The sequence below is a fragment of the Aquimarina besae genome (genome assembly GCF_042434905.1).
GTDB lineage: Bacteria > Bacteroidota > Bacteroidia > Flavobacteriales > Flavobacteriaceae > Aquimarina.
The window spans coordinates 5,113,712-5,134,146 of the sequence record NZ_CP170199.1; the positions used below are offsets into that span (position 1 = coordinate 5,113,712).

Consider the following 20,435-nt stretch of genomic DNA (forward strand, 5'->3'; position numbering starts at 1 on the left):
TTAGTTTTGTTACATTTCGTAATGAATCAAACATAATACCACATTAAAAATCTAACTAAAAGAAAGTGTTATAGAGTTCTATACATTAGGAAATATTCTCTTAAGACATCATTAGGAATACAAGGAATTGTTTGAAAAAGAGTATCATTTTCTCAACCATTTAAAGTAGATGTAGACTAAAACCCCAAAAAACAATAAGGGCCAAATATAAAAGAGCACTAGAAACAAATGTTGTAACAGATTCCATCCAAAAAACAATCCATCTGTTGCTTTATCTGTAAAACTTTTCACATATTCTTTAGGAGTATCTTTAGGAACTACTGTTTCATACAAGTCTAACTGAATGGTACTGTAGGACACTTTGTTGGAGATGTAACTTAATCTTCCTTGTGCAGCTTCAATTTCTTCCTGGAGCTGTCTTAATTTATCTTCTGTCAACAACACATCTTCTACTGTCTTAGCCTTAGTTTTCAAGATCGTCTCATATCTATCCTTTACTTCAAGTTTTGTTTTTAACCTAGAGCTTACATCTATATATTCTTCAGTTACATCGATGGTAGAGATATTCTTATGATCTACAAATTGAGCCAATGCGCAAATACTATCCAATACTTTATCGAAGCTCTTACGAGGAACTCTAATCGTAAATCGATTTTCTTTAGAGTAATTGGTATTTGTAAATCGCTCATCAGAAATGTAACCATTAAACGCACTAGCAATCCTTTTTGACTTCTGACTAACTTGTTCAACGCTGTTAACTTTTATTCTACAGTTAGCATTTTTGATAATCTTTATCCTATGGTCGATGTTTGTTACATCAGTTTTAGAGTCCACTTTATCTTCTGTTTCAAATGCGTTTAAAGCAGGTGTTTCTCCGGTTTCATCTAGCATAATATCTTCTGAAGTTTCTGCATAATTTTTTGGTTCCTTTGCACAGGAAAAATTCAGGAGTAAACCCAGTATCAGAATTAAGCTTGTTATTGGTTTTAAAATGTTTGTTTTCATAGTTATTGTTTTTACCTTGTTCAACTGAAAACAAACTTAGAATGAAAACCATCTATGCTCTTGTACAACATTTGTAAAACCTTTGTAAATCATTTTACAAATTTTAATTAACTGAAAACTAAATAAATACGACTATAAAACCTGAAGAACACATAGCATTTTCTTTACTAAAAAAAGCGATTTCTAGGCAATTTTTAAAAGAAAACTCTGCTTCTAGTGAGGATATCTCCCAGTGGAAAGGTCAGGATATCACGTTGTTCCAAGAAGACTTAATAAGGCGTGTAAAAGGAAGTATTAGCGAAAAATCTTTTTACAGTTATTTTAAAAATAACGCAACAAAATTACCCCGTGTAGATATTCTTAATATGTTATCTGCATATTGCGGTCATAAAAATTGGGCGGATTTTAAAGCATCCCACATACCGAAGAATATTCAGAAAAAAAATCGATTCGTTCCGATGTGGATCTTTTTTTTATTAATTGGAATTGTATTTATAATATCTACATATTTCTTAATCCCGAAGATACATACGTTTGCATTCTGTTTTATTGATCAGGATAGAAATGAACCTATTAGTAAAACTTCTATTGATATTATAGTATTAAATGATAAGCAATCCCCTTTTTATTTAAAAAGTGATAGTTTAGGGTGTTTTAAATGGGATACAAAGGATGATTATATTCATTTTGTAATTAAATCTCCCTATCACAAAACGGATACTATTTTTAGAACAATCACATCGATTACCACTGAGAGCATTCAAGTCCGTACGGATGATTATGCATTAATGTTTCATTATTATGCAAATGGGAAACTTGAAGACTGGAAAAACAGAAAAAGTGAATTACACAGAATGATCGCTGATGACGCTACGATATTTCAAGTGTTACCTTCGGGATTAGGTATAGAAATATATTCTAAAAATCAGTTTATCAATAAATTAACAACTCCAACAAAGAGTTTGAGAAATATTGAAATTATCGAATCTAAAAGATCGAATGGACGAATTGTCAAACTAAAATTCAGAATAAAATCATGAAACAGTTTGCTTTTCTTATATTACTAGTTATAATTACGAGTTGCGCAAACAACTCGTATAAGAACATGGAAGCACCCGACATAAGCGAAAATGATTTATTTACAGAAGAGGAAGCTTCTTTTGCTACTTTAGAAGACGCTTATGTGGTTTTAGTTTCAGAAAAGCTTCAAGATTATCTGGATAGACAAATATTGATAAAGCAGCATCCAGAATTTGTGGCTCAAGACGATACTCTTGCATTATTTACTCAAAAAGAAGTAAAAGAGATACGGCAAATTAAATTTATAGGGCAACCCGAAGTACTTTTTGATTCAATTACTAGAATACTCACACAGGTTCATTTTGGTGATTCTCAAATCGATACTATTATATCGAACATTACTACTTCTTCAACAGTCATTGAGGGTGTTAAATTTAAAACTTCAAAAGCAACTTTTGAAAAGATAAAATGATCCAAAAAACAAATTAAAAAATGTTTTTCAATACATTTTTTACGGTTTTTCCGTCTTACAAACACATGTAAATCTGTCGTTTTCTGGTTATTTATCGAATAAAAAACAACATATATCGAGTTTTTACCACTTTTAACTTATTGTTAATCAATTATTAATATTTTTGAAGTCCAATTTTTAACATTTTTTATAGAATATTTAAAGATTATACGTCATGAGAGTTTTTACAATTTTACTATTACTTTTTATTTGTACTACAAACTTCGCGCAAACCCAGATTGAAGATCCACAAGAAAAATTAAAACTAGTGGAAGAAGAGCTAGAACAGGTAAATAAAAGATTAGAAGAATTGGCAGAACAACGAGCAATTCTCTTACAGCAAGAATTAAATCTTAGTAATTATGCTAGTGATAAAATTAAAAAAGTAATTGTAAAATACTCTAAACAGGCAAACAAAGTAATACAGTCTAACGTTTCTGCAAACGAAAAGACAAGAAACTTAAGTAACATTGTTTATTTCCAAAACGAAGAGTTTAAAAAGGTACTTACAGTTCACCAATTTTATAAATACCTGAAGCTGACAGATATTTAGAGAGTAGCTACATTACTTACGGCGTACTACTAGAAACCTGAAGTACTTTTCCATTATAGAACTTATGAGCTGTTAAAGCAAAATTCTTAATATATTCTGCCATTTCTATAGCAGTTAATGGGGCCTGATACCCGGGGAACGCCTCTTCTAACATTTCGGTCTGCACTGCCCCTAACGCTAATACGTTAAAAGCAATTCCGGATTCTTTATATTCTTCTGCCAAAAGCTCACTTAATGTAATAACAGCGCCTTTACTAGAACTGTAGGCTGCCAATCCGGGAAACTTCATACTTCCTTGAATCCCTCCCATACTACTCACGGTAACCACGTGGCTTCCTTGAGACATAAACGGCAATACCAGGCGAGTGATTTCGGCTACACCAAATACATTTACCTTGTATACTTCTTCGAATTCCTGAGTAGAAATTTCTTCAAAAGGTTTATTCAATAATTTACCTGCATTGTTGATCAAAATGTCTACTTTGTTCCAGTATTTAGCAATGTAATCTACCATTTTTGCTAAATCCGATGAATTACAGATATCAAATGAGAATGTATGAATATTCTTATAACCTAGTGCTTTAATAGGTTTTTCGTTTCTGGATAATGCCAAAACCTGGTGTCCTTCGTCTGCAAACAATTTCACCATTTCATATCCTATTCCTCTACTAGCGCCGGTAATAATAATATTTTTCATAAGCTCTTAGACTTTACTAAATTCCTAAAAAGGAAAGCAAGTATATCATTCGTTTAATTTAATTTCTTTGTTTGGTGTATTCAAGATTTGGTTAATTGCTGGTACACAATCGTTAATAAGTTCTGCCATAAATTCGAAATTCATCTCAGAAACCTCATCATCTACGTGGTGATAGTAGTCATAATTGGTAAAATCAAAGGTGGAAATCGTCTGACAAGGCACATTGAATTCCTGATAAAAAGGATAATTGTCGCTTCTCCTAAATAACTGAAACTCTTTTGCCTTAGGCAAAAAACCTATTAATTTATTTCCAGCATATTCGTTCATTTTTTCTGCCATATTGGACATTTCGTATCCTGTAATATAAGCCTTGTAATCTTTATCATTTAAGGGAACGCCTATCATTTCAAAATTTACCATCGTATACAGATCGATATTTCTTTCCTTTAAGACTTTAGCCAAATGGTCAGATCCTAACAAACCTCTTTCTTCTGCGCCAAACAACACAAATAATACACTACGCTTATTATTCTTTACTTTTGCGAAATGTTTTGCTAAAGAAATTACTGCGGTACTGCCTGCCGCATTATCATTTGCGCCGTTTGCAATTGTATCTCCTTCGACCTCTTTGACTTTTCCTATATGATCAAAATGAGCACCTATCACTACAAATTGCTTAGACAAATCTAAATCGGTCCCTTCTAGATATCCAACCACGTTATAAGTCTCGGTACCTTTTGCATCAAAGGTATTGAGATACGAGTCAAAATAAGGTTGAACTCCCGACTTCTTAAACTCTTCTTCTATAAATTTTGCTGCTTTCGCCAATCCTTCACTTCCTGTATCTCTTCCTTGTAGTTCATCACTAGCTAAAAAGTCCATAATCTCCTTTACATCTAAAGAAGTAACTGTAGACATTGGTGATTGTGCAATGGTTCTTTCTTTACACGTTATAAATAAAAGCGCAATAATAAAAAGGGCAATTTGTTTCATAGTATTTGTATTATTTTCTTGGCGATGTATATTTTTTTATAAAGATACTTAAAAAGAAAACTTCTCAGCGTTGGTTGTATCACGTTTACATTACATTTTTGATATTTAGATATTGTAATAAAATAATCGTTCTTGCATCTTTAATGTCTCCAGTAGTCATCATCTCTAATGCCTTATTAAAATCTATCTCTAATACTTCAATATGCTCCTGTTCAGTAACAACTCCGCCACCTTGATGAACACGCAAATTATCTGTATATTTAGCTATAAACAGGTGTGCTATTTCTGTCATAACGGCTGGAGAAGCGTAGAGTTCAAAAGCCTTTTCTAAGTTATAAATTTTAAATCCAGTTTCTTCTAGAGCTTCTTTTTTAGCGCATTCTTCTGGAGTATCTCCATCAAGTGACCCGGCACATACTTCTATGCTCATTCCAGTTTTATCGCCGTTAAGATAGGTAGGCAACCTAAACTGTCTTGTTAAAACTACAGTGTTTTTTTCCACATTATAGAGCAACACAGAAGCACCATCACCGTGATCATACACTTCTCTGATATGTTCTTCCTTCTCTTCGGTAGACGTGTGTTGATAATCAAAAACATATTCTTTTAATGAGAAAGTCTTATTAGAAAGTACGCTGGATCTAAGGTTAGTAATTTTAGTTTTCATTTGAATTTGCAGATAAAAAAATCCTACTTCTTTGAAGTAGGATTATATGATAAAATATCCTTCCCAAAATTATTATGCTAACATCGTTACTGGGTTTTCAAGATATTGTTTTAGCGTTTGTAAAAACTGAGCGCCGGTTGCACCATCTACAGTTCGATGATCACAAGCCAAAGTTACTTTCATTGTGTTACCTACTACTACTTCATCATTTTTAACAACCGGTTTTTTAACAATAGCTCCAACAGATAAGATTGCTGAATTTGGTTGATTAATTATAGAAGTAAATTCTTGAATACCAAACATACCTAAATTAGAAACTGTAAAAGTACTGCCACTCATTTCCTGAGGGGTCAATTTTTTATCTCTTGCTCTAACAGCTAAATCACGAACCATGGTATCAATTTCCATGATATTCATGCGATCTGTAAACGGTAATACAGGAACCACCAGTCCATCAGGCACCGCAACCGCTACACCTATACTGATATGTTTATTGTAAACTGTAACATCATCCTTCCAGGTAGTGTTTACCTGAGGATGTTTTCTTAATGCCATTGCACATGCTTTTACTACCATATCATTAAAAGATACTTTTGTGTCTGGCAACTCATTAATTGTTTTACGCGAAGTTATTGCATTATCCATATCGACCTCAATGGTTAAATAATAGTGAGGTGCTGTAAATTTGGAAGCTGAAAGACCACGTGCAATCGCTTTACGCATTTGAGAATTCTTTACCTCTTCGAAACTTTCTTCTCCCGCTGGAGTAAAAGTTTGAATCGTTGGAGCGGCTGCAGTTGTTTGTTTAGAAGATTCTGTAGTAGCAGTAGATTTAGAAGGTGTGAATGACTCTATATCTTTCTTTACGATCCTTCCGTTCTCACCTGTTCCTTTTACCTGAGATAAATCTATTCCTTTGTCTGCTGCCATTTTTTTAGCTAATGGCGATGCAAATATTCTTCCACCTGCAGAAGAGCTACCTCCGCTTGAAGATGTAGTTGGTGTTTCTTCTTTTTCTTCCTTTGGTTTCTCTGTTTCTTTTTTATAAGAGGAAGAAGAATTTGCTACAGGAACACCGTCTTTTAGACCTGAAACATCTGTTCCTGCCGGACCAATTATGGCTAGTAAAGCATCAACGGGAGCAGTTTGTCCTTCTTCTATACCGATATGTAATAATGTACCGTTATAGAAAGATTCAAATTCCATAGTAGCCTTATCTGTTTCTATCTCGGCAAGTATATCACCTTCTTCTACAGTATCCCCAACCTTTTTAAGCCAAGTTGCCACCGTACCCTCTTCCATAGTATCACTAAGGCGAGGCATTGTTATTACTTCAACTCCTTCAGGAATTTCTGAAGTCTCACCTGATGAAACCGAAGCTGACTCTTCAGCTTTTTTCTCCTCTTTTTGATCATCCACTTTTGGTGCCGAGTTTCCGTTCAATAAACCAGAAATATCTTCTCCTTCATCACCTATAATTGCAAGCAGTTTATCTACCGGTGCTGTTTCACCTTCTTCAATCCCAATATGAAGTAATGTTCCTTCATAAAAAGACTCAAACTCCATGGTTGCTTTATCAGTTTCAATTTCTGCAAGGATATCTCCTTCGTTAATTTTATCTCCTTTTTTAACAAGCCACTTCGCGACAACACCTTCTTCCATAGTATCGCTCAATCGCGGCATATTAATTACTGTAGCCATAATTTATTGTGGTTTGTGTGGTAAAAATGGATAATCTTCTTGTTCATATACAACATCGTACATCAGATTCTTTTCTGGGAAAGGAGACTCTTCAGCAAACTTCTGACATTCTGCTACTCTGTCTTTTACTCGCTTATCAATAACCGCGATTTCATCATCGGTAGCATATCCTTTTTCTTTTATAATATCCAGTACCTGAGTAATTGGGTCAATTTTTTGATATTCTGCCACCTCTTCTTTTGTACGATACTTCTGCGCGTCACTCATAGAATGACCTCTGTAGCGGTATGTTTTTAATTCAAGAAAGGTTGGACCTCCACCTGTTCTTGCTCTCGTTATTGCTTCATCCATAGCTTCGGCAACCTTCACTGGATTCATTGCATCAACTGGACCACAAGGCATCTCATATCCCAGTCCTAGTTTCCATATATCGGTATGATTTGCTGTTCTTTCTACAGAAGTACCCATTGCATATCCGTTATTTTCTACACAGAATACTACTGGTAAATTCCATAACATAGCCAAATTAAAAGACTCGTGAAGTGAACCCTGACGCGTAGCTCCATCCCCCATAAATGTAAGTGTTACTGCGTCTCTTTTGTAATACTTATCTGCAAATGCCAATCCAGCACCTAACGGAATCTGTCCTCCAACAATACCGTGACCTCCATAGAACCTATGCTCTTTAGAAAATATATGCATGGATCCTCCCATACCCTGAGAAGTACCTGTTCCTTTTCCATACAACTCTGCCATTACTCGTTTAGGATCTTCTCCCATTCCAATAGGCTGTACGTGATTACGATATGCTGTGATCATTCTATCTTTGGTAAGATCCATAGCATGCAACGCTCCTGCTAAAATGGCTTCTTGACCGTTATACAAATGTAAAAATCCTCTTACTTTCTGTTGAATATATACCTGAGCAAGTTTATCTTCAAACTTTCTCCAGAAAAGCATTTCTTCATACCAATTTAGGTAAACTTCTTTGGTTATTTTTTTCATTTACAATTGTGCTGATAAGTGTAACAATTAATCACCTAAAATGGTAATTATTAAATTTTTCCGATTTCGTTCGTAAGAGAACGAAAAACAAAAATAAGGTATTCGAAATTAAGGGAAAAACAGTTTTACCAATAAAATCTACGAAAACGTTATAAATATGAATTATCAAAAATAAGAGGCAATAAATTAGCTAAAGAATAAGATTTCACCACTTTTCCTGTTTCTCCTGTAAAAAAGATCTCTATCGGCTTCTTTTGATTCAACTCATATTCTGCGATTGATTGCCTGCAAGCACCGCAGGGTGGAGTAGGTGTAATTAACTGATGTTTTAGCGATTTTGCTGAAAGTGCCATTTTTAAAACCGGAACTCCCGGAAAGTTAGCTCCTGCAGAAAATATAGCCACCCGTTCTGCGCATAATCCTGAAGGATAACACGCATTCTCCTGATTATTACCCAATACTACTTCTCCGTTTTCCAACAATAATGCAGCTCCTACTAAAAACTCAGAGTATGGAGCATACCCTTTGTCTCTAATATCAAATGATTGCTGCATTAAATCTTGAATATCTTTTGGTAACTCGTCAAACGAATCATACACCTGTAGTGTAGATTTAATTTCTATTTCTTTCACACATTATAAATTTTTAGCACCTCTCAATACCGAAATACATATTTAATTGACAATAGACATCCTTTCTAACAAAAAAGGAATACAAGGTACTATAAACAAAAAAAGTATCAAACATTAGCGCTTGATACTTTTTATTTTTATCCAAAAATGATTTGCTATCTATCGTAATAATCATCTCCAAAATTAAATGAAAGACCAAAACGAAGGGTACCTTCTAATGGACTTCTGACAGCAGATGTAGAGAATAAATAAGAAATATCTATATTCACAATTGTATATTTAAATCCTGCTCCGAGAGAAACAAACTTACGTGCTCCTTTTTCTTCCGCTTCGTTAAAATATCCAGCTCTAAATGCAAATACATCTTTATATACATATTCTCCACCTAGCGACCAGGTAAACTCTTGTAATTCTTCACTAAAACCACCTTCTGCATCTCCCCAAGAAGAAAATATAGCACCAAAAGAACTGATGCTCTGATATTCGTCAATATCTTCCTGACTATTCCCTACGATACCATCTCCGTCAAAATCTTGCGGACTAGGTACCAGTAATTTAGCAAACTCTAAAGATGGTGTAATTCTGTTATACTCATCCAATAAGAAATCAAACCCAAGTCCAGCTCTAAAGGTTGTAGGTATAAAATTTTCCTGACCTGAATCATCATATTTTATTTTCGGACCAATATTAGAGATATTTACTCCAGCTCTCCATCTACCGTTAAATGAGCTGTATGCAACCTCTTCACTTCTATAAAATGCGGCTACATCCACCCCAAAACTACTTGCAGCACTTGCATCATCTTGAAGGCCTTGAAGTCTAAGATCAGAACGTAAATAACGCCCTGCAATACCCATAGAAAACGTTGGACTTAATTGTAATGCATAAGACACATCTAAAGTCAACTGATTAGGATTCTGAATATTTGCTTGTTCCAACGGATCTCCTGTCTGTCTGAATTCGATTTCTCCCAAACTAAAATATCTAAAACTAGCAGCAACGGCACTTCTCCCATCTTGACCGAAACGATTATAATAATTAACTCCTCCTAAAAATATATCATTTACAAGACTACTTAAGTAAGGAGTGTAATTAATACCTACCCCTTGTTGTTTCCCGATAAAAGCATATTTAGCCGGATTCCATTGTTGTGAAAATGCATCTGCTGATGTTGCAACCCCCTGATCAGCTAGACCTGCTGCTCTTGCGTCTGCAGCAATTAACAAAAATGGAACTGCCGTAGTAATTGCTCTATTTTCTTGAGCTTCTATTTTAAAATTTGAAAGTGTTAAAAACACAAACCCAAGGATTATGATTTTTCTCATGTGAAAATTGGTTTTGACAAATATATAGTTATTTAGTAATTATAAAATTACGAGTTTTTCAAATTTCTCAACTCGCTGATTTGTTAACGTTGATTTTACGGATATCTTGTATACATATACACCTTTTCCTAATTTATCTCCAAAATCGTCTCTTCCGTCCCATTGGATATCTTCTCTGTAACTTGTCTTACCAGAAAGTGTTTGATTCTTAGTCCAGATCACCTTTCCTGAAACTGTAAAAACTTGAACCTGAACTTCTAACACATCGCTAATAGCACCAGAATGTTCGAACCAGAACTCTGTGTGACTCACAAATGGATTTGGATAATTCAGTACGTTATTCAGGGTAAAACCAGCAGCATCGGTTACTACAAATTGAATTTCTTGAGTCGAAGAATTATTGTAAACATCCCACCCTTTAAATGTCAGTGTATGTAAACCTGGCTCTAAATCTCTAAACTTGAAGTTGACAATTCCCTTTGTAAAATCATCTACTTCTGTTTCATAAAAATCATTTAATATAAAAGGGTTAGACTCATCTCCATCAAGTACAGCAGAAATATCATGACCGATTCCACTGGCGGTGTTAATTCCATTTTCATCCTGAAGCTTAGCGATAAGTATTGGAGCATCATTAGTTACTCCGCCGGAGACAAAACTTTCATCATTCATAAACAACTGTATTTGAGGACCGACATTATCTTCAGGAGCGTTCTCATTTAAGCCTCCTACCAAAATTGTTTGGTCGACTCCTGTCTGATTTTCTAATACTCCGTTTCTTTCTGCATAAAAACTAATTCTACCGGTATCCACAGGGATTCCTATATCTCTAGGAACGATGAACTCAAAATCAAAGACACCATTAGTTACCGAGGCCTTACCTCTAAATATAATTGCCCCAAGTGTTTCAAAATTTAATTTGATGAGTTGACCAGCACTGTTCACGGTACCATCGTTAGCTAAGGTTTCTCTATCTATTTCTTTATCATAAATAGTGGTAGAAAGAATGCCATTGTAATCGGAAAGTAAGGACCCTGATTCGCTAACCACCTCTCCTGAAATTTTAATTCTACTCAACGCTTTGAGTGTATCAACCTCTTGCGTAATGGGTACATCATTTACACGAGTTAAACGAATATTTGGTTTAGGAATTGCCATTTTCATAGCAGGATCACCAAAAAAGAAAACGACTCTTCTACTAGTGCCAGTGAAAGAATTTTTCATTTGTCTTACCGCTTCCGCGATCGAGGGATACTCAGATCCGTCTGGAAACAAAAATTCTGACAATCTATCATTTACCGATATACCAAAAGTAACAATCACATCTCGGGTAGTACTAATCAAACCTACGGTCCCTCCGTTAGTGTTCCAATAGGTTAGCTCTCCGGCTGTATCTCTACAAGGATTATCAAATTTTGTAAATTCACAAGTAACCGTAATAAAAACCGGGTATCTATTTGTATTAGCTAATTCAACTACGTTGGATTTATTTAAAATAAATTCTTTTGCTAAACCATCTTCACCTCCGTGACCAAAATAATCAATAGCTATAGCTCCAGTCTCAATTGCATTAGAAATAATTTCATTTACCTGCGGATATCTATTTCCGGATGGCGAAGATTCCTGCTGAAAAGCATCTGCGTATATTTTAGTTAAATTAATATGGGGTTTCCTCTGAACCAATTCGTCACCTAATTCGTCTAGATTACGTTGAATCGTTTCTTCCCAATCAACATCTACATCATCAGCAATTAATAAAACCGTGTTTCTCCATCTCCCAAAAGATTGTTCGCTATTATAAGCTACAATCTTGGAAACCATCGCGTCTGCCAATTGTGGCGTATCTGCAAGCACTCTTCCTACTGCCAGATCTAACTGGTCGCTCGCAACCATTTGTCCTTCTAGAGGATCCATAGAACCAAAGAAATCATCTGTTGCAAAGGAGCTCACTAACGAAAAACTGTTCAAACTCTGGAACGTGGGCACTATATTGCTATCCGAGCAATTCTCTCTTAGCAATAACCCTTTATAATCCACAGAGGCGTCTCCGAAAAGACAAACATATTTAAGCCGTTCGTTTGGATCAGAAGCATTCTCATATACATACCTGATCAAGTTTCTTATCGCTACAATATCTTGTTTACCACTTCCAAACTCATGATATATTTGATCTAGTGTTATTACCTTTACATTATAATTATTCAACGTTCTATGATGATCTGCTAGTCTATTTGCAGATTGAATCAAGGTATTATTCGATATGATAAGATAATCAACATTCTCAAACTGCCCCTGGTTATTCAAGAAAACAGTTCCTTTAATATCCTGATTATCCACTCTAGCTGTTTGATCAGCCAATGGAATATAATAATCTGTAGGCACTAAGGCTACATATTGACGTAGTTCCCCTAAATTAGCTTTGAAACTTAAAGTTGATCCTGCATTAGCGTTATTAACACTACTTATAGCTTCTGGATTGGTTACATCCCAGACCTGTGATATAGTGCCCGCATTGGTCAAGTTATATTGTCCAATTCCACTGGTACTGGCAGCATCTTCAAAATAAAACTGCATCTGAGACCCCGTACCTGTTAGCGCTCTTGTACCTTTGAGACTAATAAAATCTAGATATCCTATTGCAGAAGGATTGCCGTTATTGTTATAATTAAGACTAATAGTGATATCATCTGAATTAGAAGTAATATTCTGAGTAAGTTCTCTTGGAGACCCAAGAGATGTTCCAGAAATTTGAGCAAAGCTCAAAATCCCTACTTGATTGCCGTTCGCCACAACATTCAGGCTAGATGGAGAAACCGATGTGGCAGCAGCAAAAACTCTTAGCTCAACAGGTTCAGTCGTAATTAAATTAGGAAAATTAAAATCATAATTTCTACTACTTTGGATATCAAAACGATCCCCAAACCAACGTCGTCCAATTTTTACAATACTATATTCATCTACCTCATAGAATTGATAATCTGTAAAAGAACTAATCTGTAGATCGGCATTGCCGCTTGGTTCTGGATAAGTAGAGATTCGTCTACCAGTTGCACCTCCTGCTGTGATATAGTAATATGATTTATCCGCATACAGATTTACATTAGTCATATTCTCCTCACTGTAACCTTCTGTACCCTCTCCATAAAACAATATGTAATCATCTCCAGAAAAACTACCATCTTCACCACCAACTAACTGAATTGCATTTTCTCTTAAATCAAATTCAGTATTCTCTTGGTTAATCAGAGGCATCATTCGTCCTCCATTACCATATATTTTTATTGTTCTTGGATCTACCGACGACAAATCCATCCCTAAACCACTCAAAAATGCAGGTGTTATTCTAAAAACTCCGGTTTTATCTACATAAAAACGAAACCAATCCCCGGAAGCCAATACCGAATTGCTTATCGGAAGTCTTTGTAAATTTGATTTACTTCGAGAAGTTTGGTAGACGATATCAAAAGACACTACTTTTTTAAAAGTATTCCCATTTTTGATAATAGGTAATAAACTTGCAAAACCGGTTTTCCTATTTCTTGCTTTACTTGATCTTATAGTGTAAACCAATTGTTTTGGTATAAGGTTAGGATCCAGATCTTTCAAGTCTGCTCTCGAAATATTTTTATAAACTACATTTTCGAGTCTTGCAGTTTGGATATTAATATCTTGCAACTCGTCCCACTGAATTGTAAACTCTACTCCTTTGTCATCTAGATATTCAAAGTTTTTTTTATCAAATCCTGGAACCGTAAAAGAGACATTACCAGAAGTATTGATTTTAATATCTTTCCAAGCAATGTCGACATGCACCGTTTGCTGTGCCGAAATAAGGACAGAAATCAATAGCGCACATAAAATTGTAATTTTCTTCATCATAGCGTATAACGGGTTTAACACAATTTTAGTGTTCCGTAAATTATGGATTTTCTTCAAAAATAATAATAAACACAAAAATATTGCGTTAAACCAAAGTCAATCGTAAAAACATATTTTTTTTACGATTTGATATTATTTTAAAAATATTAGGGTAAATTTAACGTTAATTATTATATTGCGAGCCCTAATTTCTACTTTAACGAACTTAAGATTATGAAAAACGCGTTTGTTTTTAAATCGCTAATGGCCCTTAGCATTAGCATCTTACTGGTTAGCTGTAACAAAACAGATTACGGCAACAGTTCTCGAGCCACTGGATGGAAATACAACTCCAAAGATGGTGGATTCCAAGTAAATACAAATTATAAAGAACAAGAAACAGGTCCGGGTCTTGTGTTTGTTGAAGGAGGTACCTTCACCATGGGAAGAGTTCAGGACGACGTGATGCATGACTGGAATAATACTCCTACCCAGCAACACGTTCAGTCTTTTTACATGGACGAAACAGAAGTTACTAATGTAATGTATCTGGAATATCTTGACTGGTTAAAAGGAGTTTATCCTCCGACAGAACCAAAATATAAAAATATTTATCACGGTGCATTGCCTGATACGTTAGTTTGGAGAAACCGCTTAGGTTTTAACGAAATGATGACCAATAACTATTTACGTCATCCAGCGTATGCGAACTACCCTGTAGTGGGTGTTAACTGGATACAGGCAGTAGAATTTAGTAAGTGGAGAACAGACCGTGTGAACGAAAGAATTCTTGAGGAAGAAAGAGTGATTAAAGAAAATGCACCTTTCGAGGATGTATCAGCAGAGAGCACTTTTAATACCGACACCTATCTTAATGCTCCTTCACAAACATATGGAGGAAACGATGAGGCAACTAGAGGAGGTAAAAAATCTGAGCAATACGAAAAAAGAAATGATTCTACCGGCTTATATATCCAACGTAAAGACGGGTTATTATTACCAAAGTATAGACTCCCAACCGAAGCTGAGTGGGAGTACGCTGCTTTAGGATTAGTAGAATTAAGAAGTTATAATATCTATAGAGGTAGAAAAAAATATCCTTGGGATGGACAATATACACGTTCTGGAAAAAGAAGAACTCGTGGAGATCAATTAGCTAACTTTAAACAAGGTGATGGTGACTACGGTGGTATCGCCGGATGGAGTGACGACGGTGCTGATATCACAGCTCCTGTAGCGTCTTATGATCCAAACGATTATGGTTTATATGATATGGCCGGTAATGTTGCTGAGTGGGTAGCAGATGTATACAGACCTATTGTAGATGATGAATACAATGACTTTAACTATTACAGAGGTAATGTGTATACTAAAAATGCTATTAATCCAGATGGAACGGTAAAAATAGTAACAACCGATTCTATTATATATGATACCTTAAGTAATGGTAAAATAGTGGCAAGAGTATTGCCGGGTGGTATTTTACAAACACCTGTTGATGAAAATGAAACATACCTAAGAACAAACTTTACTCAAAGTGACAACCGTAATTTTAGAGACGGTGATAAGAGTTCTTCAAGATATTATGAAGGTTTCCAAGATGAGAATATTCCTAACCGAAGAATGTACAATTCACCAATTCATAGTGTTGAACCAAGTGCTGAAGATAGCACAAAGTTAGACAGAAGATATGATGAGTCTAGTAACAGGACTACTATTGTAAGTGAAGAAGTAAGAGTATACAAAGGAGGATCTTGGAAAGACAGAGCATACTGGTTAGATCCTGCACAGAGAAGATTCTTCCCTCAGGATATGGCTACCGATTATATTGGATTTAGAAATGCGATGTCTCGAGTAGGAGAAAAAGCTAAAAACAAAAAAACACCTAAGCACAGAGCACCGAGGTAACAATAAAATTTATTAGTTCGTTAATAAAACAAGGCCCTGACACTATTAATGTGCAGGGCTTTTTAATACAATCATATCAGATGAACATTGCAGGAATACACAAATTATTCTTGAAGAGTGATGGTGTTAGTACAGACACGCGAAAAATCAAGACCAACACCATTTTCTTTGCCTTAAAAGGATCTAATTTTGATGGCAATACTTATGCCCAAAAAGCAATTGAAACAGGAGCTTCATACGCCGTAATAGATGATAAGAGGTTTCAAGTTTCGGATAAATATATTTTGGTTGATGATGTTTTAAAGACTTTACAAAACCTGGCGACATACCACCGAAGACATTTAGGAATCCCAATAATTGCATTAACTGGAAGCAATGGTAAAACCACTACAAAAGAATTGATAAACTGCGTACTGTCTTCAAAATATAACACCACCGCTACTGCAGGAAATTTAAATAATCATATCGGCGTTCCCCTCACTTTACTTTCTATGAATAAAAATACCGAAATAGGTATTGTTGAGATGGGAGCAAATCACAAGACGGAAATAGAATTCTTATGCAATATTGCATATCCGGATTTTGGATATATTACTAACATCGGAAAAGCGCACATTGAAGGATTTGGAAGTTTAGAAGGCGTCCTTATTGGAAAAACTGAGCTTTACCGACATATAAAAAACCACGACAAGCTTATTTTTTTAAATAAAGAAGACGATAAACTACGCAAAGCAGCAGAAGGAATGCAAGCATTCACTTTTTCTCAAAATTTAAAAACTGATCTCTGTATACGGCTACAAGCTGCAAATCCTATGGTAAGTGTAAGCTACAAGAACTATATCATAAACAGCCATCTTATTGGATCATATAATTTTACCAATATTGCTTCGGCTATAGCAATAGGTGATTATTTTAAGATTACGCCAGAGCAAATCAAAGCAGCAATAGAATCTTACATTCCGGATAATAATCGATCACAGATCATCAAAAAAAAGAATACGACTATCATACTGGATGCTTATAATGCCAACCCTTCCAGCATGAGTGCTGCTATCGAAAATTTCCAACAATTAGAATATTCTAATAAAACCGTATTTCTTGGTGATATGTTTGAGCTTGGAGATACTGCTTACTCAGAACATCAAAAAATTGCAGACGAATTATCTAAAACATCATTTGATAAAATTTATCTTATTGGTCAGAACTTTTTTAATACAATAACTAAGGATAAGCGCATCAAAAAGTATGGGACTTTTGAGGATCTGAGAGAGAAAGAACCCATTATTCAAATTCATGGTGCTATCTTGATTAAAGGATCACGTGGCATGAAACTGGAACGTGTTTTAGAGTTATTTTAATTTTTTTGGTATATGAGCTTTCGTTTCTATAAAAGCGGAAAGACTTTCTAAAGATTCGTTAACAGATTTCCTAAGCGCTCTTTTTATGAACAATGACAATAGTATTTTCTTTAAAATTGATTTGGCCTGAGGATACATCTCTATGATCAATCTGCAAGAGTGTTCTGATATTATATCGAATATATAAAACTGATGCAGTGAATCAACCACTGGAACATCTGTCGTAAGCTCACCATATACTAATTGGTTGGATTTGACCGCTTTTGTAACGGTTATGAAATTTAACCTTTTTCCGTCAATTACACATACATGCTCTGTTCCCAATCGTGTTACTTCGTTAGGATCATATTCAAACTTATCCACACCTTTCACCCAATAATGCCGATAACTATAATTAGTAATGTATTCTAACAACTCTTGCGCAGAAACATCGTAATTTTTTTCTATAACTATTCCCGGAGAACAATTAAACTCTATTTCGTAAGGAGTTTCATAAGAGGTTAGTTTTAATTTCGTTTTATCAACCTCAGAAAAAAGATATTTAATCTTTTTCCCATCATAAACATCCTCATTTACAGAAAAATCAAATAACGTGGATTTATAATCACTTGGAATTCCAATACCCTGGGATAAACTTTCACTTAGCAACGCATAGTTATTACTAGAAACCGAATTCTTAAGCAGTCGATGAGATTCAATTACTATTTGACCAAAAGGCTTTCGTTTTTCTTGCACGGTGATAAATTGCAACTCCCCGCAATGTGCTATAATTTTTAACTGAAGATTAGCGGCTGTAGCGCAAGCATTACAAGGACAAATACGATTCTTTTCTAGTAACTTTAAGTGACTATAGAAAGCAGTAAACATAGTTTCTATCTGAGCTAATAGTTTTTCTTGCGAAGGGACTTCTTCTTCTTTGTAGAAAAACAGGGCATCTCCTTCTACTTCTGCCAATCTCAATTTTTGAGTATTTGCCTTAATCAATACCTCTAATAGCTCTGCAATCACGTGTTGACTATGTTCAATTTCTGTGGTTTGAACAAACTGTGTATAGCCAGATATATCAGGAATAAAGAGTAAAGACGTGGCCATAAAGTAGCGTTGTATGATGATCCTTTATAAATCTAATGATTTCTAACCAAGACCTGATACATTTATAAATAATTTAGCAAATAGATTTCTGATAAGCATTGAAAAGATCAGTAGATTTAAAAATAAGTAAATCGAGATCTTAATAGTTACTTCCAGGTCTTAAAAATAAACATAAAACTAATAAGACGTTACTATTACCTATTAACAATTAATCATCCTGCTTTTGAGAAATATCTTTTATTTTCTTGATTTGTTATTAATTGTCATATCTTTAATTCCTTTACTAAGGAGGAGACACAATCGCCATAAAACTGATCTGTAATTTTAGAATAAACAAATGAAAAATAAAGATGACATACAACGTCCCGGTTTGCGAAGAAAAAAGTTTGGAAGTAAGGCATTTTTAAGAAATACTAAGAAGAAAATTAGTAAGCTTTCAAAACCAAAAAAACAACAAAGCTAAATATTCGAATATCACAACAATTAATCTTGATCCGGATTCTGGCCCATAATATCGGAAATAAAAAAACCGTTCAGTAAAATGAACGGTTTTTTTAAATTCCTGTGGGCAATGAGGGATTCGAACCCCCGACCCCCTCGGTGTAAACGAGGTGCTCTGAACCAGCTGAGCTAATTGCCCTCTTTTTTCACAACCCTTATTCCTGATTGCGGATGCAAATATAACACAGTTTTGCAGTCTACCAAAAGAATTTCGAAGAAAAATTAAATTATTTCTGCAACTACAAATGTACTGCCTCCGACGTATACTAAATCCCTCTTGCTAGCTGCCTCTAAGGCAGTCTGGTACGCAATTTTTACTGAAGAATAACAAAACCCTTTTAAATTAAATTTTAACGCTTCTTGTTTCAATATTTCTTGATCTAAACCTCTGGCAATTTCAGGTTTCGCAAAATAATAAATAGCTTCGGTTGGAAATAAGGGCAAAATATTCTTTAAGTCTTTATCATTCACAACGCCCAAAACTATGTGAAGATCCACATAATTTTGATTAGACAATTGTTTCATCACCGATCGTAAACCGTCTTCGTTATGTGCTGTATCACATATTACCTTTGGTTCTTCTTGTATGATTTGCCATCTTCCTAACAAACCTGTATTAATTACAACCTTTCTAAGACCATTCTGAATGTTGGTCTGAGTTATTTCCCATCCTTTTTTCTGTAGAATTGAAATTGTCTGTAGTGCAGTTTTTACATTCTCTTTTTGATAACTGCCTTTCAGGTCTGTTTCAACCATCATCTCTTTATAATTTACTGCGAAAAAAATCTCGCTTTGGAGAGATGATGCTTTTTCTAAAAACACTTTTTTCGTTTCCGGTATTGACCTTCCTATTACTACAGGAATATTCTTTTTAATAATACCCGCTTTCTCAGCAGCAATTTTTTCCAGTGTATTTCCAAGAAATTGAGTGTGGTCCAAGCCAATATTCGTAATTACAGAAACTTCTGGCGTAACAATGTTGGTAGAATCCAAACGGCCACCTAAACCTACTTCAATTATTGCTATGTCTACTTCCTGGTCTGCAAAATATTGAAATGCCAATCCCACAGTCATCTCAAAAAACGAAAGTTGATTCACCTCAAAATAGCCTTTATGCTTTTTTATAAAGTCTATAATATAATCCTTACTGATTTTTTTTCCGTTTATCCGAATACGTTCTCTAAAGTCTTTTAAATGAGGGGATGTATACAAACCTACTTTAAATCCGGATTCTTGTAAAACAGAAGCCAACATATGACTTGTCGATCCTTTACCATTGGTCCCCGCCACGTGAACACTTTTAAACTTTGTTTCGGGTTGACCCAAGTATGAAGCCAGCTTAATCGTATTCGTTAAATCAGTTTTATAGGCACTTGCTCCCTGACGCTGATACATCGGTAATTGCGCAAACATCCATTCTATAGTTTCTTGATATTCGATGTCTTTATAGTGTTTAGGGTTTATAAGCATCTATTTCTTTTACAACTGTATAAATATCTCATACCCAATTCTGATATCTCATTAATCAACATTATGTAGATAAAACTCTGAAGATCTTTTAGGTAATCAATTTTGTTAAAACTTAAAATTAAGGAAAGATCTAGTTTTT

16 protein-coding genes and 1 tRNA gene are annotated in these 20,435 nt (G+C 34.8%); 5 read left to right on the forward strand and 12 right to left on the reverse strand.

What is annotated here, in order from left to right:
* Positions 1 to 144 precede the first annotated feature (144 nt).
* Positions 145 to 1,005: a DUF4349 domain-containing protein gene (locus ACE94K_RS22710; RefSeq protein WP_378178074.1), complete on the reverse strand. Its 861-nt coding sequence runs from the start codon at positions 1,003 to 1,005 to the stop codon at positions 145 to 147.
* Between the two features lie 365 nt (positions 1,006 to 1,370).
* Here ACE94K_RS22710 and ACE94K_RS22715 point away from each other — a divergent pair, with 365 nt between their 5' ends.
* From ACE94K_RS22715 to ACE94K_RS22725, 3 genes are all read left to right on the forward strand, one after another.
* Positions 1,371 to 2,045: a hypothetical protein gene (locus ACE94K_RS22715; protein ID WP_378178076.1), complete on the forward strand. Its 675-nt coding sequence runs from the start codon at positions 1,371 to 1,373 to the stop codon at positions 2,043 to 2,045.
* A gap of 65 nt (positions 2,046 to 2,110) precedes the next feature.
* Positions 2,111 to 2,497, forward strand: coding sequence for a hypothetical protein (locus ACE94K_RS22720; protein WP_378178078.1), 387 nt, complete (start codon positions 2,111 to 2,113; stop codon positions 2,495 to 2,497).
* Positions 2,498 to 2,711: 214 nt separating this feature from the next.
* A complete protein-coding gene (locus ACE94K_RS22725) occupies positions 2,712 to 3,089 on the forward strand; it encodes a hypothetical protein (protein ID WP_378178080.1) in 378 nt (125 codons plus the stop codon).
* A gap of 16 nt (positions 3,090 to 3,105) precedes the next feature.
* Here ACE94K_RS22725 and ACE94K_RS22730 read toward each other — a convergent pair whose 3' ends face one another.
* From ACE94K_RS22730 to porU, 8 genes are all read right to left on the reverse strand, one after another.
* On the reverse strand, positions 3,106 to 3,786 hold the full coding sequence (locus tag ACE94K_RS22730; RefSeq protein WP_378178082.1) for an SDR family NAD(P)-dependent oxidoreductase: 681 nt from the start codon (positions 3,784 to 3,786) through the stop codon (positions 3,106 to 3,108).
* Between the two features lie 45 nt (positions 3,787 to 3,831).
* On the reverse strand, positions 3,832 to 4,779 hold the full coding sequence (locus tag ACE94K_RS22735) for a M28 family peptidase (RefSeq protein WP_378178084.1): 948 nt from the start codon (positions 4,777 to 4,779) through the stop codon (positions 3,832 to 3,834).
* Positions 4,780 to 4,864: 85 nt separating this feature from the next.
* Entirely contained in the window at positions 4,865 to 5,446 is a 582-nt protein-coding gene (locus ACE94K_RS22740) for an NUDIX domain-containing protein (protein ID WP_378178086.1), read from the reverse strand.
* A gap of 72 nt (positions 5,447 to 5,518) precedes the next feature.
* Positions 5,519 to 7,147, reverse strand: a complete 1,629-nt coding sequence (locus ACE94K_RS22745) for a pyruvate dehydrogenase complex dihydrolipoamide acetyltransferase (protein ID WP_378178088.1) — start codon at positions 7,145 to 7,147, stop codon at positions 5,519 to 5,521.
* A gap of 3 nt (positions 7,148 to 7,150) precedes the next feature.
* Positions 7,151 to 8,152 (reverse strand): pyruvate dehydrogenase (acetyl-transferring) E1 component subunit alpha, encoded by a 1,002-nt coding sequence (pdhA, locus tag ACE94K_RS22750; protein ID WP_378178090.1) that lies wholly within the window; start codon positions 8,150 to 8,152, stop codon positions 7,151 to 7,153.
* A 149-nt stretch (positions 8,153 to 8,301) separates the two neighbouring features.
* The gene (locus ACE94K_RS22755; RefSeq protein WP_378178092.1) at positions 8,302 to 8,784 is read right to left on the reverse strand and encodes a cytidine deaminase; all 483 of its coding nucleotides are present in this window, start codon (positions 8,782 to 8,784) and stop codon (positions 8,302 to 8,304) included.
* A 155-nt stretch (positions 8,785 to 8,939) separates the two neighbouring features.
* Positions 8,940 to 10,109: a type IX secretion system outer membrane channel protein PorV gene (gene porV / locus ACE94K_RS22760; protein ID WP_378178094.1), complete on the reverse strand. Its 1,170-nt coding sequence runs from the start codon at positions 10,107 to 10,109 to the stop codon at positions 8,940 to 8,942.
* 39 nt (positions 10,110 to 10,148) lie between these two features.
* Entirely contained in the window at positions 10,149 to 13,988 is a 3,840-nt protein-coding gene (gene porU, locus ACE94K_RS22765; protein WP_378178096.1) for a type IX secretion system sortase PorU, read from the reverse strand.
* A 213-nt stretch (positions 13,989 to 14,201) separates the two neighbouring features.
* Here porU and gldJ point away from each other — a divergent pair, with 213 nt between their 5' ends.
* Together gldJ and murF are read left to right on the forward strand one after the other, a co-directional pair.
* Positions 14,202 to 15,875: a gliding motility lipoprotein GldJ gene (gene gldJ, locus ACE94K_RS22770; protein WP_378178098.1), complete on the forward strand. Its 1,674-nt coding sequence runs from the start codon at positions 14,202 to 14,204 to the stop codon at positions 15,873 to 15,875.
* Between the two features lie 80 nt (positions 15,876 to 15,955).
* Positions 15,956 to 17,233 (forward strand): UDP-N-acetylmuramoyl-tripeptide--D-alanyl-D-alanine ligase, encoded by a 1,278-nt coding sequence (murF, locus tag ACE94K_RS22775; protein ID WP_378178100.1) that lies wholly within the window; start codon positions 15,956 to 15,958, stop codon positions 17,231 to 17,233.
* On the opposite strand, the gene ACE94K_RS22780 is transcribed toward murF, so the two are convergent.
* The 3 genes from ACE94K_RS22780 to ACE94K_RS22790 all read right to left on the reverse strand — a co-directional run bounded on the left by ACE94K_RS22780 (position 17,225) and on the right by ACE94K_RS22790 (position 20,266).
* Complete coding sequence (locus ACE94K_RS22780) at positions 17,225 to 18,325, reverse strand: DUF2652 domain-containing protein (protein WP_378178102.1); 1,101 nt, start codon at positions 18,323 to 18,325, stop codon at positions 17,225 to 17,227. The genes murF and ACE94K_RS22780 overlap by 9 nt on opposite strands.
* A gap of 565 nt (positions 18,326 to 18,890) precedes the next feature.
* Positions 18,891 to 18,965: transfer RNA gene (locus ACE94K_RS22785), tRNA-Val, on the reverse strand.
* Positions 18,966 to 19,048: 83 nt separating this feature from the next.
* Complete coding sequence (locus ACE94K_RS22790) at positions 19,049 to 20,266, reverse strand: bifunctional folylpolyglutamate synthase/dihydrofolate synthase (RefSeq protein WP_378184350.1); 1,218 nt, start codon at positions 20,264 to 20,266, stop codon at positions 19,049 to 19,051.
* Positions 20,267 to 20,435: the final 169 nt, after the last annotated feature.